This window comes from Pedobacter caeni, assembly GCF_900129215.1.
GTDB lineage: Bacteria > Bacteroidota > Bacteroidia > Sphingobacteriales > Sphingobacteriaceae > Pedobacter > Pedobacter caeni.
In genome coordinates this window covers 514,821-540,796 of sequence record NZ_FQUQ01000003.1, presented here as the reverse complement: position 1 = coordinate 540,796, position 25,976 = coordinate 514,821, and the positions used below count along the sequence as shown (strand labels likewise).

Below are 25,976 nucleotides of genomic sequence, written 5' to 3'. Positions count from 1 at the left end.
TATGCATAAGGAGGAGGATTACATCAGCTATGATCAATTGTCAGAATTAATTGATTTCATAAAAAACATTCATGGCTTTGATTTCAGTGACTACTCTGCCGCTTCCCTGAAAAGAAGGGTTACCCGGATTATGCAATTACAAAAGTTAAGTTTATTTGACTTACGTACCCTGCTGACAAATGACCATGATTACTTCGAATCGTTTTTGATTGAGGTGACGGTTAACGTTACAGAAATGTTCCGGGATCCTACATTTTACAGGTCGGTAAAGGAAAATATCATCCCCTATCTTCGCTCCTACCAAAGGATAAAAGTATGGAATGCCGGTTGTTCAACCGGGGAAGAGTTGTATTCCTATGCCATCATGTTTGCCGAACAGGAACTCTATGACAGGAGCTTCTTTTATGGGACTGATATCAATAACGATGTACTGGATTTCGCAAAAGACGGGATCTATGACCTGCAGAAAATGAAGCTGTATTCCGAAAACTATCAGAAGACAGGAACCATGCATACGCTTTCCGATTTTTATACAGCCCGGTACGAAGCAGCCTCCATCAACCGTTCTTTAAAAAAGAACCTGTTGTTCTCCGCACATAACCTGGCCTCAGATGGGGTGTTTAACGAATTTCAGGTCATCTCCTGCCGTAACGTATTGATCTATTTTAATACTGATCTGCAAAAAAGAGTCATTGAATTATTCTACAATAGTTTAGCTAATTTTGGGTTCCTCTGTTTAGGGGCCAAAGAAACATTAAGAAGTACAGAAACCGGCCGTTTCAAAGTCATTGATAAGAAAAACAATATTTACCAAAAAATAGCATAAGGGGTCCAATAAAATCATCCCCAAAAACACTACCTCATACCAGAGACCTATGGAAAAGATTAACATCTTAATCGTTGATGACAGACCAGAAAACATCATTGCCCTTGAAGCCTTGCTTCAACGGGATGACATCAATATTATCACTACCACTAATCCCAATGAAGCACTGAGAATATCCTGGGAAATGGATATCGCCATCGCCCTGGTCGATGTACAAATGCCGGAAATGGATGGTTTTGAACTGGTAGAGATTTTAAAAAGCAATCCCAGAACCAAAGGGATACTCATCATATTTGTAACCGCAATTTCCAAGGAAACAAAGTATGCCGTAAAAGGATTGAATACTGGTGCAGTAGATTACCTGTACAAACCACTCGACCCTTATGTCACTTCTGCTAAGGTAGACTCCTTCATTCAACTGGTCAGAAATGAAAGGGAGATCAAAAAGAAAAACCTGGAACTGGAAGCTTACCAGAAAGAGCTGATCAAAGCAAAGGAACAGGCAGAGCAAGGGAAACGGATTAAAGAAAATTTCCTGGCGAACATGAGCCATGAAATCCGCACCCCGATCAACGGAATTATCGGACTGGCGAATTTGCTGGGAAGAACTAACCTGACACCAGAACAGAAGGAGATGATCAACCTGCTGGAGATTTCCTCGGATTCCCTGTTAGGAGTAATCAATGACATTCTGGACCTGTCAAAAATAGAGTCCGGTAAATTTAAAATTAACCGTTCCGAAACAGATATTGTAAAAATCTGCAATTCTGTGGTAAACCTGCTACGCATTCGTGCAATAGAAAAAGAACTGGACCTGATCACCGAGTTTGATGCAGAGCTACCAAAATTGGTATTGGCAGATTCACTTCGCCTGAACCAGATTCTGATGAACCTGATTGGCAACGCCATTAAGTTTACGATCCAGGGAAGTGTTACCCTGAAAACAGAGATCATCGACAGAAAAGGAAATAACCTGCAGATTAAATTTTCCGTAATTGATACGGGTATCGGCATTGCCAGAGACAATATTGATAAGATCTTTGAAACCTTTGAACAGGCGGATGAGCAAACTACGGTAAAGTTTGGAGGTACAGGCCTGGGTTTGTCTATTGTTAAAAATCTGGCTAAGTTAAAAGGAGGAGTCCTTGAAGTCATCAGCGAAGAAGGTGTTGGCAGTACTTTCTGTTTCACCAACTGGTATGAAGTGTTAAAAGATACTGTAGTGGTAAAAAAAACCAATAAACCTTATTTAGGTCCCTTCAAAGGGTTAAGGGTTCTGGTTGCAGAAGACAATCCCATCAACAAATTTCTGATCATTAAAATACTGAAGGACTGGGAAATTCAACCGGATGTGGTAGAAAATGGCAAAGAAGCGTTGGACAGGCTCAAAGAATCAGACTATGACCTGATCCTGATGGATACCTTTATGCCGGTAATGAACGGACTGGATGCCATTAAACTCATCCGTGAAGGCTTTATCAGGGGCAAGGAAGGCATCCCGATCATCACCTTCTCCGCGGCCGTCCTGGAAACAGATAAACAAACCGCAATTGATGCCGGGGCAAATGATGTGGTGAGTAAACCTTTTGAATTAGAGATCTTACACGAGAAAATAACGAAATATTCCGGAATGGGAGATGCTACTTATTAAAAGCAGTCATGGTAAGCGCCGGACCAATGGTTACAAAGCTTTTAATCAGGTCCACGCTTTTATCAATCAAAGCAGGAAGCTCTGGTAACTCGTCTTTATCAAAAGGACCGAGGACATAATCCGCTTGTCTGCCTTTGGCAAAGTTATCACTGATGCCGAAACGCAAACGCGGATAGTTTTGTCCGCCGCAAAGGCCTTCAATGCTTTTCAGACCATTATGCCCGGCACTGCTGCCCTGCATTTTCAACCTCAGTTTACCCAGGGGTAAAGCCAGGTCATCTACAATGACCAAGACATTCTCCAATGGAATTCTCAACTCCTGCATATAGTAATTGACCGATTTACCACTCAGGTTCATATAGGTGGTTGGCTTAATCACATGCAGCTTTTTCCCTTTAAAGGACACCTCGGAATAATAAGCCAGACGGACATTGGAAAATGAGCCGCCAAGTTCTTTCACCAATTCATCGGCGATCATAAAACCGATGTTATGTCGTGTATCCATATACTCAGGACCGATATTCCCTAAACCAACAATTAGATATTTCATGTATTGCAAATATAATAGTAATCTTTAATTCATGCCCGTCAAATATTGATTTCACAAAAAAAGCAGCACCGTTACCAGTACTGCTTTTTTTGAATAAGCTAAAAGAAATTATTTCTTGTTAGCTTCGTTTTCTGCTTGTTTTAAAGCTCTTGACATTCCTACAGATACGATGGTATCTTCAGGAGTGTTTGTGATCACGTAGTCAGCTTTTGCAAGGTCACGTACGCGGAACAAGTTTCCAACTTCTAATTTCGCAATGCTCACTTCAACTGTTTGAGGCATATCTTTAGGGAATGCTCTAACACGAAGTTTACGTAATTTCTGTACTAATTTACCACCCATTTTAACACCTGGAGAAGTACCGGTTAATTTAACAGGGATTTCCATCAAGATTTCTTTGTCATCAAATAACTGAAGAAAATCTACGTGTAATAAAAGGTCAGTAAGTGGGTGAAATTGTAATTCTTTAATGATTGCTTTAGTTTTAGTACCATTAATGTCAATTTCAACAAAGTTTGCTTCCGGAGTGTAAATAGCATCCTTCAATTCGGTTGTAATTACAGCAAAGTGTTTTTGCTCTTTACCACCATACAATACTGCAGGAACTTTACCTTCATAGCGAAGCTCCTTAGCATCGCGTTTCCCTACGTTCTCTCTTGGAGAACCGCTAATTGCGATTGTTTTCATTTTTTATTGATTATATATGTATTAAAAATATTAAACTTTAAAAAGGTCACTGATCGAACCGTGTTCATTTACATTGGCAATTGCTTTTGCAAATAACTCAGCCGTACTCAATACCCTGATTTTATCACTCGGACGTTTCAGAGGGATGGTATCTGTAACGATCAGTTCCGCCAGCATGGAGTTCTCAATCGTTTCATAAGCATTTCCTGACAATACCGGATGCGTACAAACCGCACGTACACTCTTCGCCCCTTTTTCCATAATCAGCGCTGCTGCTTTGGATAAAGTTCCTGCGGTGTCGCAAATGTCGTCAATTAAAACGATATCCTGACCAACCACATCTCCAATGATCGACATAGACTCAATTTCATTGGCACGTTTACGTCTCTTATCACAAATCACCACCTCTGCATTAAAGAACTTCGCAAAAGTACGTGCCCGGTAAGAACCGCCCATATCCGGAGAAGCAATGGTTAGATTCTCCAGGCCTAAGCTTTTGATATAAGGAACGAAAATCACCGAACCATCTAAGTGGTCTACCGGGATATCGAAGAATCCTTGTATCTGAGCAGCATGAAGGTCCATCGTCATGATCCTGTGAATACCTGCAGACTTTAATAAGTTCGCTACCAGTTTTGCTCCGATGGCTACACGTGGTTTATCTTTCCTGTCTTGTCTGGCTAAACCATAATAAGGAACAACAGCAGTAATGTAATGAGCAGATGCGCGTTTTGCGGCATCAATCATTAACAAAAGCTCCATTAAGTTGTCGTTAGGCTGGTAAGTAGAGTTGATTAGGAAGACATCACAACCACGTACTGTTTCATCGTAAGAAGGTTGGAATTCACCGTCGCTAAACCGGTTTAAAGTGACATCGCCTAGTGGCTTGCCGTAGCTCTCGGCAATTTTGATTGCTAATTCTTTTGTACCGGTTCCGGCAAAAAGCTTAACTGGGTTAAACTGCAATGGCATGATTAAAGGTGTATCAATGCGGGTTAAAAAAAATCGGATTGTGAGTAAAACCACAATCCGAATATGTTTTGTTGCCCGACCAGGATTCGAACCTAGACAAACGGTACCAAAAACCGTTGTACTACCTTTATACTATCGGGCAATCTTTCCTTTTAAAGCGTGATAGGCTTGCTTTGTAAGGGAATGCAAATGTACGCACATTTTTGATTTTTGCAAGGGCTGACCTAAAAAAAATTAAAATAATTTAAGCGCTTCGCTTTTACGGAGAAATAAATTATTTAAAATCAGGAAGTTGCCAATGATCTTTTTTTTAACTTTTTTTTCAAAAAAAATAGAGCAAAGGGTGTGTTGCCTTTCAGCCCCCCTTTTCAAGACCTCTTACCCGTAACAATTTCATAATGGGGAACGTTTACCCTGTCATGAAAAAGAAGATGGAAAGGTTTCCAGTTATTTTCGAATTCCATTGCCAATATTCTGCCCATATTGCGTCATTTCTAATTTTACCGAACCATCGTCTTGTCTTATAAATTTCATTACTCCGTCAGTGCCACCTTGTCTTATAGCTTGAAAGGTGTTGTTTCCAGTTGGAAAAAAACGCATATCCCAACTTATTTTATCTGTATTATATACTAAATGTTTGTTTAAATAACTTATTACATGTTTTTCAGTTGGTTTTTCTGAGTCAACGTATTCGCCAACAAATTTTTTAATTTCTTCTTCCGGTAAACTTATTTTTTTACTGAATTCGTTCGAAGAAGGCTTATTGTCCAAAATTTCGAGAATAGATTGATAAGGGTATACTCCGTTGTTAAAGTTATTTAAAACAATTACTGTTCTGTCATTCTTAGAATTGTAGTGGGTAAAGGTGATATAGCCATCCCAGCTACCTGTATGGCCGTAGCTTATATTATCGTTGTTTTTTCGCACTTCAAATCCAAAACCGTACCTAACAATTTTCTTATTACTGGTTTCACTAAAATTCATCACTTCATTAAATTCTTCTTTACTTAATAAAGTGTTATTTTTCAACGCATTTATCCATTTGTAAACATCTTCGACTGTCGAGTTGACTTTTGCACCCCCAACAATTCCATCCATATAATAACTGGTCATATCTCCGATTTTTGCATCATCTTCGGTTGCTTTTTCAAATTTATTTTTAACCCAATAGTAGCCATAGGCGTAGTTTTTTATGCTTTTAGGATTAACTCTTCTAGCGTAGATAAACGTTCTGTTCATATTTAAAGGCTTAAATATGTTTTCAGATAGGTAGGCATCAATTTTTTGTTTCGATACCCTTTCTATTATAGTTGCTAAAAAAACATAATTTGTATTACGGTATTGATGCTTTGACCCTGGCAAAAATTCTAAAGTGTCTTTTCCCTGTGCGTAATAATTTATGACATCCTGGTTTGTTGCAATTTTATCATTCTTCCAATCTTGTCTAAACTTCCCTAAAAATTCAGGTACTCCACTTGTATGCCTTAATAAATCATAGATTTTTACCCCTTTAAAGTTTGACAACTCTGGAATATAAAGGGTAATATCGTCTGTGTAGTTTATCTTATTGTCTCTATGTAATATAGCGACACCAACACCAATAAACTGTTTGCTGCAAGATGCCAATTCAAAAATGGTATTGGTATTATTTCTCTCTTTTGTCAGCTCGTTACTGTAGCCTTTTCCATTTTTATAAATTACTTTCCCTTTATCAGCAATTAGAACACTTCCATTAAACTGATTTTGTTCTGCAAGCACATTGAATAATGAATCTAATCTTTCTGCTGGTTTGCTTTTCTGCCCAAAAGAGAAGATCGATGTAATCAGCAGTATAGCTGATAGAATTAGATTTTTATAGTTCATCTTTTTGTAAATAGTTTGGTTTAATCGCTTGTTATTTAAGTTTAAAGACTCCTGAACCTCAGGAACGGTGCAGTTTTCCATTTTTCAAAGTGCCTTTAGCATCTCCATTTCGCCTTCTATGGTTAATATGATTACTCCGTTCAGCATACTACGAACTTCTTCGTACTCAAATCTACGAATGTATTCGTATAATAAAAGTTGTTTCACATTTTTTAAACAAAAAAATGAAGTAGAGCACCTGTTGTCTTTCAAACTTCCTCTTCAAGACTGCTGACTACTTACAAAGTATCCCCTCCCCAAGGGTAACATATAAGTGATATAGTAATAAGGAGGCCCTCCTCCTTCGTTAAATTTGTTAAACTGTCCATTACTTTGTACGTTTATCAATCTTATTCTTTATTTTCGGCTGCATTTTATTAGCGCGACTTTAATAACTATTCAATACAAGAAATGAATTATTCAAAAATCAACAACCTTACCGGCTGGCTTTGTTTTCTGATCGCTACAGTAACGTATATTCTGACATTAGAACCTTCAGTAAGCTTCTGGGATTGCGGTGAGTTTATCGCTTCTGCGTTAAAAATGCAGGTAGTCCACCAACCGGGAGCTCCCCTGTTCTTAATGATACAGCGCTTCTTCTCACTGCTGGCTTTTGGTGATGTCACTAAAGTAGCCTACTTCATGAACGTTGGTTCTGCTATTGCCAGTGCAGCGACTATTTTATTCTTATTCTGGACCATTACCGCATTGGCGAAAAAAGTGCTGGTAAAAGAAAATGAAGAAGTAACTAAAGCAAACCTGATCTCTATCATGGGTGCAGGTATCGTAGGTGCATTGGCCTATACCTTCTCTGATAGCTTCTGGTTTTCAGCAGTAGAATCTGAGGTATATGCACTTTCTTCCCTGTTCACTGCGATTGTATTCTGGGGAATATTAAAATGGGAAGCCGTTGCAAACGAGCCGCGCGCAGACCGCTGGTTGTTATTCATCGCTTATATCATGGGTCTATCCATCGGTATTCACTTACTGAACTTATTGACCATTCCGGCAATTGCCTTTGTATATTATTTCAAGAAAACTAAAAACCCAACCACTGCCGGTACCATCAAAGCAGGGATTGTAGGGATCCTGATCCTTGCCGTAATCCAATATGGAATCATTCAATACCTGGTTTCATTTGGTGCCTATTTTGACTTGTTCTTCGTGAATACGCTGGGTATGGGCTTTGGGACCGGAGTGATTTTCTTCGCCATTCTGCTGGTTGGCGGATTGACCTGGGGAATCAGATATTCCATTAAACACCAGAAAAAAATACTTAACCTGGCTTTATTGTCTACTGTACTGATCATTTTTGGTTACGGCTCCTTCGCGATGATCATCATCCGTGCAAAAGCAAACCCGAACCTGAACAACAGTTCTCCGGACAATGCCTTCTCCTTCCTGGGATACCTGAACAGAGAACAATATGGAGACAGACCTTTATTATTTGGTCCGAACTACAATTCCCAGGGTGTAAATGTGGTAGAAGGTAAAACACTATATAGAAAAGGTGCAGAAAAATATGAAGTAACCGGCAAAAAAACGGAGTACGAATATGACAGAATCACCCCTTTCCCCCGTATGTACAGCGATGACCCGGGTCATGTTGCCTACTATAAAGATATGATGGGCTTTAGTGATGATCATTTTCCATCGCTGATTGACAATATCGGATTCTTAATGTCGTACCAGGTCGGACAGATGTACATGAGATATTTCATGTGGAACTTTGTTGGCCGCCAAAATGACGACCAGGGACAGGGAAGTATCTATGAGGGTCAATGGCTAAGTGGGATCAAACCTATCGACGCCCTGATGCTTGGAGATCAGAAAAACCTGCCACCAACAATTACAGATAGCAATGCCTATAACCGCTTTTTCTTCCTTCCTCTAATTATGGGATTGTTAGGTGCCATATGGCATTTCAAAAGGAATCAGAAAGACGCCGGAATTGTTGGCCTTTTATTCTTCTTTACCGGTCTTGCAATTGTATTGTACCTGAACCAGAAACCAATGGAGCCAAGGGAACGTGATTATGCGTATGCAGGATCATTTTATGCCTTTGCCATCTGGGTGGGCTTTGGTGTGCTTGCACTGAGAGAATGGATCTTTAAAAAGATGACACCAGCCACCGGAGGAATCTTAGCTACGGTAGCAGGTTTATTCGCTGCTCCGGTGATTATGGCTGCTCAGGGCTGGGATGACCATGACCGTTCGACCAAAATGGTTGCCCATGATATTGCAGTGGATTACCTGCAGTCATGCGCTCCGAACGCAATCCTCTTTACTTATGGAGATAACGATACCTACCCGCTATGGTATGCACAGGAAGTGGAAAATATCAGACCTGACATCCGTTTAGTGAACCTGAGTTTATTTGATACCGACTGGTATATCAATGGAATGAAACGCAAGCAAAATGAATCTGCGCCTCTTCCCATTTCCATGAAAGAATCTCAGTATGTTCAGGGAGAAAGAGATGTGATGTACTATCAGGATAAAGATATCGCAGGTAATGTAGAACTGAAAACCATTTTGGAACTCCTGCTTTCTGAAAACAGTGAAGATAAAGTTCCATTGAATGACGGAAGAAAAGTAAACTTTATTCCAACAAAGAATTTTAAACTATCGATCAATAAAGCTGATGCCATCAAAAACGGAGCAGCTCCGGCAGCAGACTCTGCAAGGATTGCCCCTGCTTTAGAATGGACTTTCAATAAAGGCTATGTGACCAAAGGAACATTAGCCATGTTTGACATCCTGGTACATAACGACTGGAAAAGACCTATTTATTTCGCCAGCACTGTTCCTTCTGATCAGTACAATGGATTAGATAAATACCTATACAACGAAGGTCTGGCGTTACGCCTGATGCCTTACAAACCAGATACTGCTGCCGCTAAAAATGAGCAGCTGAACATTGCTCCTTTATACAACAATGTGATGAACAAGTTTGTATGGGGAAATGTTAAAAATGCAAGATACCTGGATACACAATCAGGTGATGACATTTCGATCTTCACGAATGTGTTCAATAACACCATCTCCGGATTACTGAAAGAAGGTAAAACAGAAGATGCTAAAAAAGTAGTGAACCGTTATTTCGAAGTGATGCCGGAGAAATTCTATGGCATGCGTTCTATGATGGGTGCTTATTTTATGGCAGAAAACCTATACCTGCTGAATGATTCCAAAAGAGCAAATGCACTGATTGAAAAATCGGCAGTTTATATTGATAAAGAACTGACTTACCTTGCTGATGTATCTCAAAGTAAGAAGAAATTTGTAGGCGGACAAAATGTTCAGCTGGGCATGTCCTTCCTGAACCAGATGGCCAGGACCGCAGCAGAGTATAAACAAACGAAACTCAGCAAAGAACTGAATGATACGTTTGCGAGGTTAGAATCAAGATTCTCGGCTTTCTTCCCTCCACAACAATAAGATTTAAGCCCATAAAAAAGAGCATCCTTTCTAAAGGATGCTCTTTTTTATGGGCTGTTTTTCGTTGCTTTTTATAAGCAGCCTACTTATAATGGTTTTTATCTGGGATAAGTAAAAGGCAATCCTGATAAATAACGGCTGACCTTACGGTATGGGTAATCTCCGGCACCACGAAGCGCCAGCTGAACGATAATGGTATTGGTTAAGGGGTCAACATATAAACGTTGTCCACGCATCCCTTCTGCAGCGAAATCGCCGTTATCTCCTTCCAATGGAACCCACCACAAATAATTCTGCCTGGTTTTCTGCCATCCTTTGGTCGTAATGGAAGTATCGGCACTCCCTTGAACTGTGTGCCTTACCCATTCTTCCGGGATCACCTGATGATCTTTATATGCACCTTTAAGAAGATACAATCTTCCAATCTTAGCCAGATCTATCGCTGTGGCCTGAAAGCGGCTTGCGGTATTGGCCAATCCATCTTTGTGATCCAGGCCCCAGCTTGCCGGATATTCTGTTCCGATTCTGGTCCAGACTTTATCCTGAAAATAAGCCGCCGTCTTTTTCCCTGTCGCATTTTCCAATGCCCAGCTGAGTAAAAGGACATCAATACTCTTATACTTCCAGATCTTTCCCGGAGGATGTTCTGCCCGGAGCTTTAACAACTCCTTCTTCATATCCTGGGTATAATAGTATTTAGCCTCATCAGATAAAAAGGCAGCAACCAATCCACCATCAATACCACTGAATTCCAGCCCTGACTTCATCTCCATCAGATTCCTTAAAGTCAGCTGATCAAATACAGGATTACTTTTCAATTCCGGAACATAGCGCAGCAGCGGATCATCCAGGCTTTTGATCTTTCCTTCCTCAATCGCCTGCCCCAGCATAATGGATACCATCGACTTGGCGACAGAAAACAGTGTGGTCAAAGTAGTATCGCTATAACCGGGAGCAAACTTCTGGTAAATCACGGTGTCGTTCCTGATTACCATAAAAAGATTGGTCTTCCCTTCTTCCAGATAGGCCTTCAGGGACATTTCTTTTTTGTCGCGGTCAAAGACACGAATGGAATCCAGATCCTCCCTCATCCTTTCTGCTTTTACAAAATGAAAAGGAGTATCCGCAGCACGCACTATAGACTGTGGGTATAATTTATAGGTTTCTGCATCCGGACTCTGGTAGCGTAACACCCGCATCAGTTCCGGCCGCCGGATGAAGAGGATACAAAGAACCAGGACAAAAATGGAAATGATCAGGGCAAGGCCGTATCCGATTTTCTTTATCATAGCGCAACGGTTTTAAGGAGGATATAAAAAAAGAAAAGGCCGCAGTGTTGAGTTGCAGCCTTTCTTTTTATTCTTTTATTATCATTTATTCGTTTACCACACCCATTGCACAGAATTTATCAATTCTCTTAGTGATCATGGCATCCGTTTTCAATTTTTTAAGTTCTTTCAGGTCTTTTAAGATCTGTTCTTTCACTGTTTCAGCCATGGCCTCAGGATTCTGATGTGCACCTCCCAGTGGCTCTTTAATGATGCCATCGATCAGTTCATTTTTGTACATATCATCAGAAGTCAGTTTCAGACATTCTGCTGCTCTTTCTTTATAATCCCAGCTGCGCCATAAAATAGAGGAGCAGGATTCCGGAGAAATTACAGAATACCAGGTATGTTCCAACATATATACACGATCACCGATTCCAATTCCCAATGCTCCACCTGAAGCTCCTTCACCTACTACAAAACATAGGATCGGTACTTTAAGTACAGACATCTCCAACAGGTTACGTGCAATTGCTTCCCCCTGTCCGCGCTCTTCTGCTTCCAGTCCGGGATAAGCACCCATCGTATCAATAAAAGAAATAACAGGCTTATTGAACTTCTCGGCAAGACGCATTAAGCGCAATGCTTTTCTATACCCTTCAGGATTGGCCATCCCAAAATTACGGTACTGACGTTCTTTCGTATTTTTACCTTTCTGGTGTCCGATGACCATTACCGTCTGACCAGCAATAGTTGCAAAACCTCCAATAATAGCTTTGTCGTCTTTTACAGTCCTGTCGCCATGCATTTCTATGAAATCATCGCAGATCATGCTGATGTAATCCAGGGTTTGTGGCCTTTCCGGATGACGTGACATCTGAACCTTCTGCCAACCGGTAAGGTGGCTGTAAAGTGTTAACTGGGTCTCAGCCAGCTTCTCTTCCAGTTCAGCTAGTGTAGCAGACATATCTACTTTGGTTTTATCGGCAACCTGTTTAACCTTTTCAATTTGCTGCGCCAATTCAGCTAAAGGTTTTTCGAAATCAAATGATGTTTTTATCTGTTCCATAAGTGGGCTGTAAAAATAGACATTTTATTTAAAACTTCGCAGGCACCCCGGGTTTAGGTAAAGATTTTAATATAAATTCACGGATATGGCGGTTTCCTTTAGAAAGGTCATCCTTCCTTAAATACATCATATGACCGCTTTCATAGCCTTCAAAGCTCAATCTGTCTTTTAATTTTCCTCCCGGATCTAATTGCCACATGCTATATTTTGCATTAAAATAATCGCATGCCCCATCAAAATATCCCGATTGAACCATCACATTTAAGTATGGATTTTGTGCCATCGCCTGTCGCAGGTTCTCTCCGGTCCTGTCATTACTGTTGTCCCATGGCCTTACCGAGCCAAACATATTGTACTTCAGATCGGTTTTATAATTCAGTTCATTTCTAAGGTACATATTGATCGCAGGGGTAAATGAATGCAACCAGGAAGTCAGCTCGGCATTGTAATCAGGTCGTTCTCCCCCATCATTTTTATCGATCCCTTTGTACCTGGAATCCAAACGTCCAACGGTAAAGCCTTTGTCGCGCAGCAGCTCTTTCCAGAAAAAGTTAGTGGAAACATCCAGGTTATATTGCAGGATCACCTTTTCTGAAATTCCGGAATAACGTGCCATCTTAGCCGCAATATCTTTCTTCTTTTGCTCCGTCAGGAAATTGCCCTTTGCCATTGCCGGTAAAAGTTCATTGATGGTGAAATCTTCCACTTCCGGTAAAAAGGCAGCCAATGTTTTAGATTGCAAATCTGAGGGAAGGACCTTATGATACCAGGCAGTAGCCGCAAAATAAGGCAAGCGTAAAGCCGCTTCAACTGGCCCGCTTCTTTCGATTCCAAGTTCTGTTGGCGAGACCAGAATCACTCCATTCAGGTACATCCATTGGGAGTTCTGAAGTTCCAGCGCCAGCCCGGAAACGCGGGTCGTTCCATAGCTTTCCCCGATCAGGAATTTTGGAGAGGCCCAGCGGTTGCTTCTGGTGACGAAAGTATTGATCCATTCTGCCAGGTATTTGATATCGGCATTGACACCAAAAAACTTACTTCCCGGAACATCTTTACTTGTTGGCCTGGAGTAGCCTGTATTTACAGGATCTATATAAATTATATCAGCGACATCAAGAATAGAGGTCGGGTTTTCTTTGTATCCGTAAGGTTGTACCGGATAACCTTCATCATCAATCTTTAAAACTACAGGTCCGGTATAAGCGATGTGCATCCATACAGAAGCTGAGCCCGGTCCTCCGTTAAATGAGATCACCAAGGGTCTGCTATCCCGGTTTTGAACATCTGAACGCTCATAATAAGTATAAAAAAGACCTGCAATGGCTTTTCCGTCCTCATCCCATACCGGCAGGGTGCCCGCAGTCGCTTTATAAGCTATGCGCTGCCCGTTAATCGTGGCCTGATGCTGGGTGATGACTGAACTTTCGGGAACGATGGTCCTGGAAGGGCTTACCTGCTGTTCGTTCTTTGCAGGGCTTTCTGATTTAGCTGGTGGTGCTTTTTGCGCATAAGAAAGACCGAAACAGCCCATACAGGCCAATGCAAGGGTAAATACTTTTGTTCTCATTATTGGTTTAGGTTGGTTTATGGATATAAATATCAAACTAAACACAATGAATGCATCCTATGCTTTAAAATTGTTACTCTTTTTAGCTGACAGACAAGGTTTTTCCTCTTTTATTCGCTTTCAGGGAAGTCAATCAATCAATCTGGTTACAATTCTTTTTTATTCCGGATGTACAAAACGGAAACCGCACCAAGGAGCATAAATACCCCAGCCATGACAATCGCATAAATGGCCTTACCATCATAGAATTTTTCTACGATCATGCCACCAAAGAAACCGTTGACAATTTGTGGCATGGTGATAAAGAAATTAAAAATCCCCATATATACCCCCATTTTACGGGCAGGGATCGAGCTGGATAGAATTGCATAGGGCATCGACAGGATACTTCCCCAGGCCAGTCCAATACCAATCATGGAAAAGATCAGGTATTGTGGATTGCTGATGAAGTAAATAGACAATAAACCTATCCCACCTGCTGTTAAAGAGAAGGCATGTGCGATTTTCTTGCTCGTTATCCGGGCAATTGAGGGCAAGAGCAAAGCATATATTGCAGATACCCCATTATAAACACCAAATAAAATACCTACCCAGTTCCCGGCATCTGCAAATCTCACAGAGGAAGTATCACCCGGTGCAACTTTATAAATGTGCTGTGCAATCGCCGGTGTGGTAAAAACCCACATAGAGAACAGGGCAAACCAGGAGAAAAACTGAACTAAGCCCAATTGTTTCATCGTTAAAGGCATCTTTGAAAAATCAGTAAAAATGGACATGATCCCTTTGTTTTCCGTTTCCAAAGATTCGCCATGGTAACGTTCCATCTCTTCAGGTGGATATTCTTTTGTAGTGACCACGGTCCATAATATGGTCAGTACCAATACCGCAGCACCTACATAAAAAGAATAGATGACATTGTTTGGAATCTGTCCCTGGCCAGCCACTTTCGAAACCCCTGCATATTCAGATAACAGGTAAGGTAGCCAGGAACCGGCGATGGCCCCCGCACCAATCAGAAAGGTCTGCATGGAAAAACCAAAGCTCCTCTGCTCCTCCGGCAGCTTATCAGCCACCAATGCACGGAAAGGTTCCATGGCCACGTTAATAGAGGCATCCATGATCATGAGCATCCCTGCACCTATAATGATTGGTGGTAAAAGACTGGCCATAGCTGCCGAATTGGGCATCAGGATTAAAGCAAGCGCTGTCAATACTGCCCCAATCAGGAAATAAGGTCTTCTTCTTCCGAACCGGTTCCAGGTCTTATCACTGTAATAACCGATAATTGGTTGAACGATCATCCCTGTAAGAGGAGCTGCCAGCCAAAAAAGAGAGAGGTGTTCTACATCTGCCCCATAGGTTTGCAAAATCCTGGATGCATTTCCGTTCTGTAAGGCAAACCCAAACTGAATGCCAAAGAAACCGGCACTCAGGTTAAATATTTGTAACGATGATAGTCTTGGTTTACTTACAGCAATTTTCTTTTCCATCGGGCAATTAATTAAAATTCTATGATTTGTGCCGTTCCCGGCAATACCTTTAATGAGACAGACTGAGCAGTATGGTCAATCCTGGTTCCGTTTAATAAATCTACAGCTTGTGTGATAACTTTTCCTTTTAACAGGTTTTCGGGAAGGTTCAGGTCCTGAGTCACCGACTGGCTCCGGTCAAAATTAGCCACAATCAGCAAACGCTGATTTTCTGTATGCCGGATAAAAGCATAAGCTCGTTCCGTAGCTAAAGGAACTTCCACCAGATCTCCTTTCAGTACGGCTTCTGAAGTCCCTGAAATTTTCATCAATTGTTTATAGAAAGCTCTCAATTGTTGTTGTTCCTTATTGAGAAGGCCACCATCAAAAGCACCTTTATTCATCCATTTCTGATGTTCAGGCACACCCCAATAGTCGAAGATCGTGGTCCGGTTGTCCTCACCACCGAATCCTTCAGTTCCTTTTCCGGGCTCCCCAACTTCCTGGCCGAAATAAATCATCACCGGACCGGCAGATAAAGTCGCAGAAACCACCATTGCCGGAATGGCATAAGCAGCATTACCGGCAAATCCAGCGGAAGCAATTCTTTCCTCATCATGGTTTTCCAGAAAGCGCAGCATTTTGTCGCCAAAACCAGCACTTTCTACCTGCCAGACTTTACTAATGTCTTTGACACTAGCTCCGGGTTCGTTTCTGATCAGCTTTTTTAAGCCGTCATACAATCCTACTTTATCATATAAGTAGTCAAACTGCCCCGTATACAGATATTCTTTATACACTGCCGGATTATAGGCTTCCCCAATAAAAATCAGGTCAGGATATTGTTTTTTAACTTCCGGAATCACCCATACCCAAAAATCTACCGGCACCATTTCGGCCATATCGCAACGAAATCCATCTACTCCTTTGCCGGCCCAATAGACCAAAATGTCACGCATTTTTGTCCATACTCCCGGAATAGGGTCAAAATATTTCTTTTCTCCCTCTCCGTAATCTACGCCGTAGTTCAGTTTTACAGTTTCATACCAATCGTTGTTTGAGGGGCTTTGAGAAAACACATTATTTCCGGTTGCCTTAGCTGGGTTTTCCTCAAACTGGCGATCTTTTAGCGGGGTCAGCAGATTCTGCTGTTCTTCATTGGCCGGAACAACAAAAGGTTTGCCCGGAACATAATAGTAATCATTTGCAGGGCTAAAACTTTTATTCACATCATCACGGGCACCAAAATCCTCCACTCCTGCTGGTTTCGCCAGAGAATGGTAATGACGGGCCACATGGTTCGGCACAAAATCAATGAGCACTTTAAGCCCTTTTTGGTGTGTGCGGGAGATGAGGGCTTCAAACTCCCCCATACGGTTTTTTACATCTACTGCCAGATCAGGATCTACATCATAATAGTCCCTGATGGCATAAGGCGATCCGGCACGTCCTTTCACCACATCAGCATCATCGGGTTTAATCCCGAAGGCGCTGTAATCCGTCAGACTGGCATGGGCAATTACACCGGTATACCAGACATGGGTAACACTCAATTCCTTCAGGCCATCCAACGCTTTAAAACTAATGTCTTCAAACTTTCCGCTTCCGTTTTGTGCGATTGTACCATAAGGAATGTTGTTGCCTTGCTGATTGCCGAATAACCGGGGCAACATTTGATAAATAATGGGTTTGCTTTGTGCCATACTCATATCTGAAGATCCTATATACATCAATATGATCAAAGTAATATTTCTGAAACTTACACTCATGCCAGTGCTCCTTTATAGGAGATCACCTTTTCTCCATGAGGAACCGGATAAACCTGATTAAAGATCACAATCTGTAATTCCTGATCAGAATTGTTCAGGATACTGATCTCAGTGGCCGTAATTCTAACCTTTAACTGTACTCCTCTAAAACCAATGCTGAAAGAAAAAGCATTCCAGTTCTCAGGTAAAAACGGCTGAAAGTTTAATTGTCCGTTACGTACACGCATTCCGGCAAAACCTTCAACCACACTCATCCAGGTACCAGCCATAGAGGTGATGTGTAAACCATCTTCGGTATCGTTGTTATAATCGTCAAGATCCAGACGGGCTGTGCGGAGGTAAAACTCATAGGCTTTCTCTTCGTCATTCAGCTTTGCTGCTAAGATGCTGTGAACGCATGGCGATAATGAGCTTTCATGAACCGTTCTGCTTTCATAGAAATTAAAATTCCGGCGCAGGGTTTCTAAATCAAATTCATCTTCAAAGAAGTACATGCCCTGCAATACATCTGCCTGTTTGATAAAGCAGGAGCGTAAAATCCTGTCCCAGCTCCATTTCTGGTTTAAGGGGCGTTCTGATGCCGGAAGGTCTTTTACCAGGACTTGTTCCTTATCCAAAAATCCATCCTGTTGCAGGAAAACATCAGATTTCTGATCATAAGGATAATACATTTGTTCGGCAACTGATGTCCAGTCCTGGAATTCCGTTGTTTCCTGAAGTCCGGTCTTCCGGATGATTTCCAGGTATTGTTCCGGAGCTTGTTCTTTTACTTTCGCTGCCGCAGTAATGGTATATTTCAGACACCAGGCTGCCAGTTTATTGGTATACCAGTTGTTGTTGATGTTATTTTCATATTCATTTGGTCCGGTTACACCAAGCATGACAAACTTGTTCTTATCGGCACTCCAGTTTACCCTTTGTTTCCAGAAACGGGCAATACCGATCAGCACTTCCAGTCCGTATTTTGCCAGATAGCTTTCATCACCTGTATACCTGATGTAGTTGAAAATGGCAAAGGCAATTGCGCCGTTTCTATGGATCTCTTCAAAAGTGATTTCCCATTCATTATGGCATTCTTCGCCATTCATGGTCACCATTGGATAAAGGGCCGCGCCATCTTTAAATCCAAGTTTCGCTGCATTTTCTATGGCTTTACCGAGTTGTTTATAGCGATAAACCAATAGGTTTTTAGCCACCTCCTGAGGAGCAACAGACAGGTAAAAAGGAATACAATAGGCTTCGGTATCCCAGTAGGTAGAACCTCCGTACTTTTCACCGGTAAAACCTTTAGGTCCGATATTTAAACGGGCATCTTTTCCGGTATAGGTTTGATTGAGCTGAAAAATATTAAAACGGATGGCTTGTTGTGCGGCGATGTCACCTTCAATGACAATATCTCCTTCTTCCCATTTTTTCGCCCATGCTTCGGCCTGTTCTTTCAACAATTGTGAGAAACCTTTTTCTGATGCCATGCCGATCCTCTGCTTCGCTTCAGCTAACAATTGCTGTTTATCGTAATTCTGAGAAGACAGGTTTGCAGCAATTTTATAAAGGTCAACAGATTCACCTTGCTTTAATAGCAGGCTAGCCTCTTGCCCAAGGTATTTATCTTTAGAAACAGCGTTTAAAGTCTGTTTTTCTCCGTTTTTTAAGAGTGTTGTCCGGCTAACAGTACATACATCAAACTCTGTTTTCTTAGTGCGTAATACGAGGTAATCGGTATTTTGATCCTGCTCCTGGGTTACGAGATCCCAGAATTTCTCGTCATAATTGGAATCCTGGTTTTTCACATCTCCATCCAGGAAGGAAGTCAGCTTAACCTCTCCATCAAAATTGATGGCTGAAAGACGGTAATGCAGAGCAGCGACTTCGTCGTCTGCGATACTGCAAAAACGAACGGCTTCTACTTCGATGATCTTTCCGCTCTTCAGTTCAGCCCTGAAACTACGGCTCAGCGTTCCCTCTTTCATGTTTAGGACACGCTTAAATTCTGTTACCTTACAAGTATTCAGGTCCAGCGTTTCTTCTCCAATCTGAATATGGATTCCAATCCAGTTGGTTGCATTGAGTACTTTGGCAAAATACTCAGGATAGCCATTTTTCCACCATCCAACACGTGTTTTGTCCGGATAGTATACACCGGCAACATAATTGCCCTGTAAGGTTTCTCCGGAATAGCTTTCTTCAAAATTGGCACGTTGCCCCATCCGCCCATTACCAATACTGAATAAACTCTCCGATATTTTATTCAAATGAGGATCAAAACCTTCCTCAATAATGTTCCACTCGTCTGCTTTTATGTAATTCTTCATCTTATATTCTGCTCTGATATTCCGGGGGTGATTAAACCGGAATACGTTATCTTTTATCTGTATTCAGACCTTTCAGTCTTTCAATTTCTGTTACTGTAATTTCCGAGAGGTTTTTAATGACCAGATCTGACCCCGGCAGGTTTTCTATTGTTCCTATCCCTACGACTTTCATTCCGGCCGAAATTGCTGCCTGTACTCCGGCAGCGGCATCTTCAAATACCACGCAATCTTCCTGCCTGGCATGCAGCAATTCCGCAGCCTTTAAGAAAACCTCGGGGTCTGGTTTAGAAGTCGTCACAGAGTTTCCGTCTACAATTGCATCAAAGAAATGGGTCAGCCCGGTACGCTCCAAAATGAGGGAAGAGTTCTTACTGGCAGAGCCCAATGCAATTTTTGTTTCCTTTAGTTTAAGCTCCCTCAAAAGCTGCAGCGAACCAGGTAAAAGTTCTGCCTCCGTCATTTTACTGATCATGGCTACATACCATTCATTTTTTCTGGCAGCCAGTAGGTCTTTTTCTTCGGCAGATTTCTCTACTCCTCCCCATTGGAGAATCATATCTAATGAACGCATCCGGTTTACTCCTTTCAACTGCTCATTCTGATGTTCAGTAAAGTCAAAACCCATTGAATTGGCCAGTTGTTTCCAGGCCTTATAATGATAAACTGCAGTGTCTACCAACACGCCATCCAGGTCAAATATGCAGGCGATATGTCTTTCGATTTGTTGCATTTAGTTTAGTTCAAGTACCAATGTGGTCTTTGCAGGCACAGCAATGGTTTTTAATGTATTCAATTGTTCTTTTGTAATGATGTTTATCGCAGTTGTCGCTCCGGATATGCGCTCCTCAAATCTTGAGGTTTCCAGGTTTTTGGCCTGATCATCCCCATTGACGATAACCATTACCGTTTTCCCACCTTCCGGCAGGTATCTGAAATAAGTATATACTCCATTTTCAGGTACGTATTGCATCATTTTGCCGCTTTGTAATGCGGGACTGTTTTTTCTGTAATTCGCAAGGGTACGGAAGTAGTTCCAGGCTTCATTTTCCTGTGCAGTACGTCCTGCCGCAGTAAACTTATCGGATTTGTCGCCGACCCATCCGCCAGGGAAATCTGAACGGACCAGACCATCAGGGTTGGAGTAATTCTTCATCAGAATTTCTGTTCCATAATAGACCTGAGGAATGCCGCGAAGGGTAAGTAACAATGCCATACCGGATTTGTATTTATTCAGGTCTTCGTTTACCATGGAATAAAATCTGCTCATGTCATGGTTGTCCAGAAAGATCACATTGCGGTCCGCATTCTGGTAAAGGAAATCCTGGGCAACGGTAGTGTACAACCTGAAGACACCATCTGTCCAGCCTGACTTTCCGTTTAATGCTTCGTAAATGGCGTTTTTCATCACCGCATCAGTAACCCCCGGCAGTTCGGTATCAAAGCCCCTGCTTACGGTGTTTCCTCCGGTAAAGTAGGCCTGTGCCGCAGCAGAGTTCACCAATGTCTCTCCAAAGATGGATAGTGAAGGAAATTCTGCCTTTACTTTACCGGCCCAGTCTTTCATATATTCCGGATCATTGTAGGGATAAGTATCAAGCCTTAATCCATCGATGCCGGCATATTCGATCCACCAGATGTGGTTCTGGGTAATGTAATTCTGCACTAAAGGGTTTCTTTGGTTAAAATCCGGCATTGTAGGGACAAACCAACCATCCAGCATTTTCTTTTGATCTGTTTTTGAAGCATGAGGATCCATGACTGGTTCATCACGATAACTGGTCTGCGTATAGGCCGGCCATTCGTTGACCCAGCTTTTCATTGGCATGTCTTTGAAGAACCAATGCCCTGTTCCCATATGGTTGTGCACAATGTCTTTCACTATCTTCATCCCTTTCTCATGGATTTTATCCACAAGGGTTTTATACAATGCTAAAGTGCCATACCTGGGATCAATTTTATAATGATCTGTTGCTGCATAGCCATGATAAGAAGCTGATGCCATATCATTTTCAATTTCAGGCGTCATCCAAATGGCAGTTATACCGAGGTCTTTCAGGTAATCCAGCTTATTGATCAAGCCCTGCAAATCGCCACCATGGCGATAATACATGGAATCCCGGTTCAACTTTGTTTCCTTCATTCCCTTTACGACATCATTCTTTGGGTCTCCGTTAGAGAAACGATCGGGCATGAGCAGGTAAATCAGGTCTTTACCTGTTACTGCCTGAATCCTGTCTGTTTTTTTATTTTTTTCTTTTAATTCATAAGCATATTCAAACCCTTTCTTCCCATTGAGAAAAAATCCAATGGTCATTTTACCAGCTTTGGCTGCTGCAGAGATTTCGAGATCCGCAAACAGGTAGTTTGGATTCTCCACCTTCTGAACTTCCAGCAGCTTTACTCCGGGATAATTAATCCTGACTTCATATTTCGCAATCTGATCTCCATGAATCAGGAGCTGAAGTTTAGGGTTATGCATCCCCACCCACCAGTTCATGGGTTCAATGCGGTCTAACCTGGATTGGGCGAAAACAGCATTGGAAAAAAGTAAGAAGAGTATAAATGACAATCGTCTCATGCTTTAAAAATTAGGAAGGAATATTTAGTTCTTTACTACAGTATATTTTTTGTTCAACTCATCGAGGGTAACAGTATAAGTACCGGCTTCTGGTATGTTGATGTCATCTCCACCAAGATCGCTTCCACCCGGACTTCCGCCATAACTCGGATCCCAGCTTCCTTTTTTAGGAATAAACTTAAAACCTCCCTTTTTTAATGATAATGTAATCGTCCATTTTCCATCCCCCACAGCAGTCATTTCAGGAATTAGTGCGTTATTGGCCTCATTAATCCAGTCTGCAGGCGTGGCACTGCCAATAAGGTACATCGTCGGTTTTGTTCCACGCTTGATCACCAGGTCATTGGAGTAGTCAGCAAACTTCTTAAAAGCACCTGAACTCGCTTCCACATTCCACTTTAAACTATCCAGACGGAACTGATCAGTTAATCCCGCCGTTTTCATTGCCAGATCAAGATCTTTATAAGTAATAGAAAAAGTGCTGTCTGCTCCATTATTAGCAGCAATAAACTCCATTAAAGGTGTGTTAAAATCACCACTGTTCTTAATGAACTTCACTTTATAAGTAACATTGCTTCCAGCCTTGGTGGGAAAGGATTTTTGCCATTTGAACTTCAGCAATTCAGCAGAAGAAACAGGTTCTATCGACACCACATCAAATGTAGATGCCGGTGCATAGAGTGCAAACTTTGAGGTTCCATCCCCAAAACGGGTGATGGAAAGGTTAAATGTTTCTGTTGCACGCAGGCTTACACTTCCATTCTTTGCAAGGACCGTCCAGATCAGCTCTGTTTTTATTCCTTCAGCAATACCTTTTGCTTTCAGGGCTTCATCCAAAGCTTTCTCCGTAATGCTCAATTTGTTCGCCAATCCCTTATTATCGGAAGGAATTTCCAGTAAAGGAGCATCAAGCGATCCGGTTTTAAGTGCTGCGATCCAGGTATAAGTTGCCGGGGTATTTACACCAGGTAATGCCGCCGACCATTCTATCAGTACCTGTTGATCCGGTGTGGCAGAATTAAGTGCCAGCATCGCATTCATTTCAGGACTTTTCAGGATAAAGCTCCCGAGGGCCTCCCCTTTTATCGTATTGTCGAATTCGTTTTGTTTACAACCGGCAATTGCAATTACAGCAATGATGACCAGGCTTAGTATTTTCTTCATGATTGCGTGTTATTTAAGGTCCAGAAATACAACTTCCGCTTCTTCGGTGGTATAAGAAACCGTTACCCCATTTACATCTTTTACAGTCCCTGTAAAGCTGTACACCACCTTATTTACCACCTGACCGTCTGGAATAGTAAACAAAATTTCAGGTAAGAAGGTATAACCGGAAGAACCGTCTTTTTGCTTAACAAGAGGAAGGTTTTTCTTTTCCTGTCCGACAAGATTACCGGCAGCATCCAATAGTTTGATATTGACCCCAGTTGCAGAAAAGCGTTGATTATTGGCTGTAGAAGCATAACGCTGATCCAGGTATAAACTCAGTGCATCGTACTGACTTGTACGTAAAGGAAAATGTCTCAATAGTGTAGGTACAAACATAATTGGAGAGAACTTTGTCGGACTGAAATCCTCAGATTGGATACCACCATCTTTTGTTTTTACCAAAAAGCTAAAAGGTTTATCGATCAGTTCCGATGCTCCTTTATTATAAAGAGTAGTGCCTATAAAGACAAATTTCCATTTATCGCCGGTCACTTTAGTGAACTTCGCAATGTCGGGAGAACTGGTCCATAGCGTATTTGTAATGGCATCTCCAGCTCCGAAAGCCCAGATATAAGGCTCTTTTCCAGCCAATGATGATCCTGCAAGATCAATCTCCACCACCACTTCATCTTCCGGAGTAAATACCCCGGGCGTTACGGTATATTTTATTTGTGCTTTCTGCGCCTCCGCAGTAATGCCAATCAAACAGAAAAAGGCAATCAGCGATAATTTGTAAATTCTTTTCATTTTATGACTGTTTAATTGGCTTTTTTGAAATAGTAATTATTAGATAACACGAGCGTTTTCTTACCATCGCTGCCTACCTGATATTTTTTAACACTCAGCAATAACTCGCCCTGGTCCAACAATCCATATTTACCAAGACTGATCTGATCAGTCGTCGTGCCATTGGTCAGTGTCATAGTTTGAGGAGTATCGTAATTATCTACAGTCCAGTTACCCTGAGTTGTCTTAAGAAACTTTGGAGAATTGCCGAAAGAGATGTTAAACGTTGCCGGCTTATTGTCTTCAGTGGTATTGAGGGTTAGTTTAGTTTCACGATAAGGATAAAGTCCGGTGAGGTCAACTGCAGTGAAGGGGAACAGTTTGTCTTTGGCGTATTCATCTACCTGGATTACCGAATTCAGGGTCCAGTTTCCCTTCATCGCATTGACTACCTTACGCGGCTCACCGATGTCTTTTAACTGATCTTTTTTACATGCCGCAGCAGATAAAACCACCAGCAGGAAAATGATATATTTTAATTTTTTCATATCTGTATATTTTTAATTACATCCACCCTCAGGGTTTTTAACGAATAAAGGATTCAGATTAAACTCAGAACCAGGGAACTGAAGTATCATCCCGTTACAATTCCATACTACCCCACGACTGAAAGAAGCTTCTCCTTTTGCACCGATTCTCTTGATCTGCTGCGCGCGGTCACCTTCACCAATCATTTCCTTCTCACGTTGAACACGTACCTGATCTCTCAATAGCGCAGCACTGGCATTTGCGGGTAAAAGTACTGCTGAAGTACCATAAGCACGGGATTTAATGTCATTCAGATCGGCGAGACCTACGGTTAGATTTTGTCCGGTTTCTGCTGCAGATTCTGCCCTGATCAGTTTCATTTCTGTAAAATGGATCAGGGTAGTTGTAAAGTTTTGTACATCAAATTTCTTGAGTAACTTAAAATCCGCGGATATTCCTTTAACATACCAGGCAATGCCACGCTTATCCGTTACATCAGAAGTATTTGCCGTATAAAAACTGTTCATCAGTTTCATCTCCGGATTGTTACCTTCTGATTTGTAAAGAGCTCGGTAACTGTCGGACCGACCCGATAATCCCTTCTCATTCACAATTTCAAAAATCGATTCTTTTGAACCGGCTACAGAAAAGCGATCGGCATAATCCAGCTCTGTAAAGCCAATCTGTGCATAATTCTGGTTCCTGACACTCAAACCATTAACCAGTACATCATTTGCATAGTTGTAAGCTTCAGTGAATTTATTCATCTGAAAATAAACGCGTGCTAATAAAGCTTTGGCTGCCCATTTTGTAGGATAATTTCCATTCTGAGAAGGTAGTTTGGCTTCTGCATCTTTAAGATCCAGAATCACCTGATCATAGACTTGTTTCACAGTAGATCTGGCGACTGCACTTTCTGTACTTACCGTTAGTTGTAAGACAATACCCGGATGACTATTATCAGAATTCGTGTTATACGGTTGTGCAAATAATTTCACGAGATCAAAATGCCCTAGTGCCCTCGCAAATTTGGCTTGTCCTTCGGCATTGTCCTTAAAAGCTGCAGAAACAATTCCAATGTTATCCAATACCTGATTGGAACGCTGAATGGCAAAATAAGGTTCTTTATGAAAGGCCTTGGTATCATCGTTGAAAACGCTGGTATTGCGGTTATAGACCTCACCTTTGGTAGAGCCAAGCTGAGCACCAAAAAATTCGTCCCCCAACAAATCATTAAACTGTTGGTTCCTTCCACTGTTCCACTTTTGTGAACCAATAACGGTATACACAGAGTTTAATAAGGATTTTACGTTTTCTTCTGAAGCAAAGACCGCTTCTTTCTCAATTCCTCCCAATGCATCTAATTCCAGTGCTTTGTCACAGCCCTGAAAACCCAACACCGTTGTGGCAGTCAGAAAGCTGAATATATATCGGTTTAATGTTTTCATCTCT

General features: G+C 41.6%; 20 protein-coding genes and 1 tRNA gene. 3 read left to right on the top strand and 18 right to left on the bottom strand.

The annotated features are described in order from the left end of the window. The first annotated feature begins 1 nt into the window (after position 1). Positions 2-826: a CheR family methyltransferase gene (locus BUC20_RS16925; RefSeq protein WP_073232263.1), complete on the top strand. Its 825-nt coding sequence runs from the start codon at positions 2-4 to the stop codon at positions 824-826. A gap of 49 nt (positions 827-875) precedes the next feature. Continuing rightward, positions 876-2,477: a response regulator gene (locus BUC20_RS16920; RefSeq protein WP_073232262.1), complete on the top strand. Its 1,602-nt coding sequence runs from the start codon at positions 876-878 to the stop codon at positions 2,475-2,477. Here BUC20_RS16920 and pth read toward each other — a convergent pair. The 6 genes from pth to BUC20_RS34295 all read right to left on the bottom strand — a co-directional run bounded on the left by pth (position 2,467) and on the right by BUC20_RS34295 (position 6,756). Next, positions 2,467-3,027 carry an aminoacyl-tRNA hydrolase gene (gene pth, locus BUC20_RS16915; protein WP_073232261.1) on the bottom strand — a complete coding sequence of 187 codons (561 nt, stop codon included), beginning with the start codon at positions 3,025-3,027 and terminating at the stop codon, positions 2,467-2,469. The genes BUC20_RS16920 and pth overlap by 11 nt on opposite strands. Before the next feature lie 108 nt (positions 3,028-3,135). Beyond that, positions 3,136-3,714: a 50S ribosomal protein L25/general stress protein Ctc gene (locus BUC20_RS16910; RefSeq protein WP_073232260.1), complete on the bottom strand. Its 579-nt coding sequence runs from the start codon at positions 3,712-3,714 to the stop codon at positions 3,136-3,138. 30 nt (positions 3,715-3,744) lie between these two features. After that, complete coding sequence (locus BUC20_RS16905) at positions 3,745-4,686, bottom strand: ribose-phosphate pyrophosphokinase (RefSeq protein WP_073232259.1); 942 nt, start codon at positions 4,684-4,686, stop codon at positions 3,745-3,747. Between the two features lie 71 nt (positions 4,687-4,757). After that, positions 4,758-4,828: transfer RNA gene (locus tag BUC20_RS16900), tRNA-Gln, on the bottom strand. A 305-nt stretch (positions 4,829-5,133) separates the two neighbouring features. Next, a complete protein-coding gene (locus tag BUC20_RS16895) occupies positions 5,134-6,630 on the bottom strand; it encodes a serine hydrolase domain-containing protein (protein WP_084528971.1) in 1,497 nt (498 codons plus the stop codon). Between the two features lie 3 nt (positions 6,631-6,633). Continuing rightward, positions 6,634-6,756, bottom strand: a complete 123-nt coding sequence (locus BUC20_RS34295) for a hypothetical protein (RefSeq protein WP_262497422.1) — start codon at positions 6,754-6,756, stop codon at positions 6,634-6,636. 243 nt (positions 6,757-6,999) lie between these two features. Between BUC20_RS34295 and BUC20_RS16890 the strand changes: the two genes are divergently transcribed. Beyond that, positions 7,000-10,029 carry a glycosyltransferase family 117 protein gene (locus tag BUC20_RS16890; protein ID WP_073232258.1) on the top strand — a complete coding sequence of 1,010 codons (3,030 nt, stop codon included), beginning with the start codon at positions 7,000-7,002 and terminating at the stop codon, positions 10,027-10,029. A 98-nt stretch (positions 10,030-10,127) separates the two neighbouring features. Here BUC20_RS16890 and BUC20_RS16885 read toward each other — a convergent pair whose 3' ends face one another. The 12 genes from BUC20_RS16885 to BUC20_RS16830 form a co-directional block, all read right to left on the bottom strand. Then, on the bottom strand, positions 10,128-11,318 hold the full coding sequence (locus BUC20_RS16885) for a serine hydrolase domain-containing protein (protein ID WP_073232257.1): 1,191 nt from the start codon (positions 11,316-11,318) through the stop codon (positions 10,128-10,130). Between the two features lie 85 nt (positions 11,319-11,403). Then, complete coding sequence (locus BUC20_RS16880) at positions 11,404-12,366, bottom strand: acetyl-CoA carboxylase carboxyltransferase subunit alpha (protein WP_084528969.1); 963 nt, start codon at positions 12,364-12,366, stop codon at positions 11,404-11,406. Between the two features lie 28 nt (positions 12,367-12,394). Then, positions 12,395-13,933, bottom strand: a complete 1,539-nt coding sequence (locus BUC20_RS16875) for a S10 family peptidase (protein ID WP_073232256.1) — start codon at positions 13,931-13,933, stop codon at positions 12,395-12,397. A gap of 146 nt (positions 13,934-14,079) precedes the next feature. Next, positions 14,080-15,423, bottom strand: coding sequence for an MFS transporter (locus BUC20_RS16870; protein ID WP_073232255.1), 1,344 nt, complete (start codon positions 15,421-15,423; stop codon positions 14,080-14,082). Positions 15,424-15,434: 11 nt separating this feature from the next. Further along, positions 15,435-17,171 (bottom strand): alpha-amylase family glycosyl hydrolase, encoded by a 1,737-nt coding sequence (locus BUC20_RS16865; protein WP_073232254.1) that lies wholly within the window; start codon positions 17,169-17,171, stop codon positions 15,435-15,437. Then, positions 17,168-19,483, bottom strand: a complete 2,316-nt coding sequence (locus tag BUC20_RS16860) for a glycoside hydrolase family 65 protein (protein ID WP_073232253.1) — start codon at positions 19,481-19,483, stop codon at positions 17,168-17,170. The genes BUC20_RS16865 and BUC20_RS16860 overlap by 4 nt, the downstream gene beginning before the upstream one ends. A gap of 46 nt (positions 19,484-19,529) precedes the next feature. Beyond that, on the bottom strand, positions 19,530-20,213 hold the full coding sequence (pgmB, locus tag BUC20_RS16855; RefSeq protein ID WP_073232252.1) for a beta-phosphoglucomutase: 684 nt from the start codon (positions 20,211-20,213) through the stop codon (positions 19,530-19,532). After that, positions 20,214-22,061: a glycoside hydrolase family 13 protein gene (locus BUC20_RS16850; protein ID WP_073232251.1), complete on the bottom strand. Its 1,848-nt coding sequence runs from the start codon at positions 22,059-22,061 to the stop codon at positions 20,214-20,216. A gap of 24 nt (positions 22,062-22,085) precedes the next feature. Continuing rightward, positions 22,086-23,225, bottom strand: a complete 1,140-nt coding sequence (locus BUC20_RS16845; RefSeq protein ID WP_073232250.1) for a SusE domain-containing protein — start codon at positions 23,223-23,225, stop codon at positions 22,086-22,088. A 9-nt stretch (positions 23,226-23,234) separates the two neighbouring features. Continuing rightward, positions 23,235-24,017, bottom strand: a complete 783-nt coding sequence (locus BUC20_RS16840) for a hypothetical protein (RefSeq protein ID WP_073232249.1) — start codon at positions 24,015-24,017, stop codon at positions 23,235-23,237. 11 nt (positions 24,018-24,028) lie between these two features. After that, positions 24,029-24,544 (bottom strand): DUF5004 domain-containing protein, encoded by a 516-nt coding sequence (locus BUC20_RS16835; RefSeq protein ID WP_073232248.1) that lies wholly within the window; start codon positions 24,542-24,544, stop codon positions 24,029-24,031. Between the two features lie 12 nt (positions 24,545-24,556). Further along, on the bottom strand, positions 24,557-25,972 hold the full coding sequence (locus BUC20_RS16830; RefSeq protein WP_073232247.1) for a RagB/SusD family nutrient uptake outer membrane protein: 1,416 nt from the start codon (positions 25,970-25,972) through the stop codon (positions 24,557-24,559). Positions 25,973-25,976 lie beyond the last annotated feature (4 nt).

Coding starts and splice junctions, on each gene's coding strand:
- BUC20_RS16925 (WP_073232263.1), top strand. CDS start 2: ATGCATAAGGAGGAGGATTACATCAGCTATGATCAATTGTCAGAATTA.
- BUC20_RS16920 (WP_073232262.1), top strand. CDS start 876: ATGGAAAAGATTAACATCTTAATCGTTGATGACAGACCAGAAAACATC.
- pth (WP_073232261.1), bottom strand. CDS start 3,027: ATGAAATATCTAATTGTTGGTTTAGGGAATATCGGTCCTGAGTATATG.
- BUC20_RS16910 (WP_073232260.1), bottom strand. CDS start 3,714: ATGAAAACAATCGCAATTAGCGGTTCTCCAAGAGAGAACGTAGGGAAA.
- BUC20_RS16905 (WP_073232259.1), bottom strand. CDS start 4,686: ATGCCATTGCAGTTTAACCCAGTTAAGCTTTTTGCCGGAACCGGTACA.
- BUC20_RS16895 (WP_084528971.1), bottom strand. CDS start 6,630: ATGGAAAACTGCACCGTTCCTGAGGTTCAGGAGTCTTTAAACTTAAAT.
- BUC20_RS16890 (WP_073232258.1), top strand. CDS start 7,000: ATGAATTATTCAAAAATCAACAACCTTACCGGCTGGCTTTGTTTTCTG.
- BUC20_RS16885 (WP_073232257.1), bottom strand. CDS start 11,318: ATGATAAAGAAAATCGGATACGGCCTTGCCCTGATCATTTCCATTTTT.
- BUC20_RS16880 (WP_084528969.1), bottom strand. CDS start 12,366: ATGGAACAGATAAAAACATCATTTGATTTCGAAAAACCTTTAGCTGAA.
- BUC20_RS16875 (WP_073232256.1), bottom strand. CDS start 13,933: ATGAGAACAAAAGTATTTACCCTTGCATTGGCCTGTATGGGCTGTTTC.
- BUC20_RS16870 (WP_073232255.1), bottom strand. CDS start 15,423: ATGGAAAAGAAAATTGCTGTAAGTAAACCAAGACTATCATCGTTACAA.
- BUC20_RS16865 (WP_073232254.1), bottom strand. CDS start 17,171: ATGAGTGTAAGTTTCAGAAATATTACTTTGATCATATTGATGTATATA.
- BUC20_RS16860 (WP_073232253.1), bottom strand. CDS start 19,483: ATGAAGAATTACATAAAAGCAGACGAGTGGAACATTATTGAGGAAGGT.
- pgmB (WP_073232252.1), bottom strand. CDS start 20,213: ATGCAACAAATCGAAAGACATATCGCCTGCATATTTGACCTGGATGGC.
- BUC20_RS16850 (WP_073232251.1), bottom strand. CDS start 22,061: ATGAGACGATTGTCATTTATACTCTTCTTACTTTTTTCCAATGCTGTT.
- BUC20_RS16845 (WP_073232250.1), bottom strand. CDS start 23,225: ATGAAGAAAATACTAAGCCTGGTCATCATTGCTGTAATTGCAATTGCC.
- BUC20_RS16840 (WP_073232249.1), bottom strand. CDS start 24,017: ATGAAAAGAATTTACAAATTATCGCTGATTGCCTTTTTCTGTTTGATT.
- BUC20_RS16835 (WP_073232248.1), bottom strand. CDS start 24,544: ATGAAAAAATTAAAATATATCATTTTCCTGCTGGTGGTTTTATCTGCT.
- BUC20_RS16830 (WP_073232247.1), bottom strand. CDS start 25,972: ATGAAAACATTAAACCGATATATATTCAGCTTTCTGACTGCCACAACG.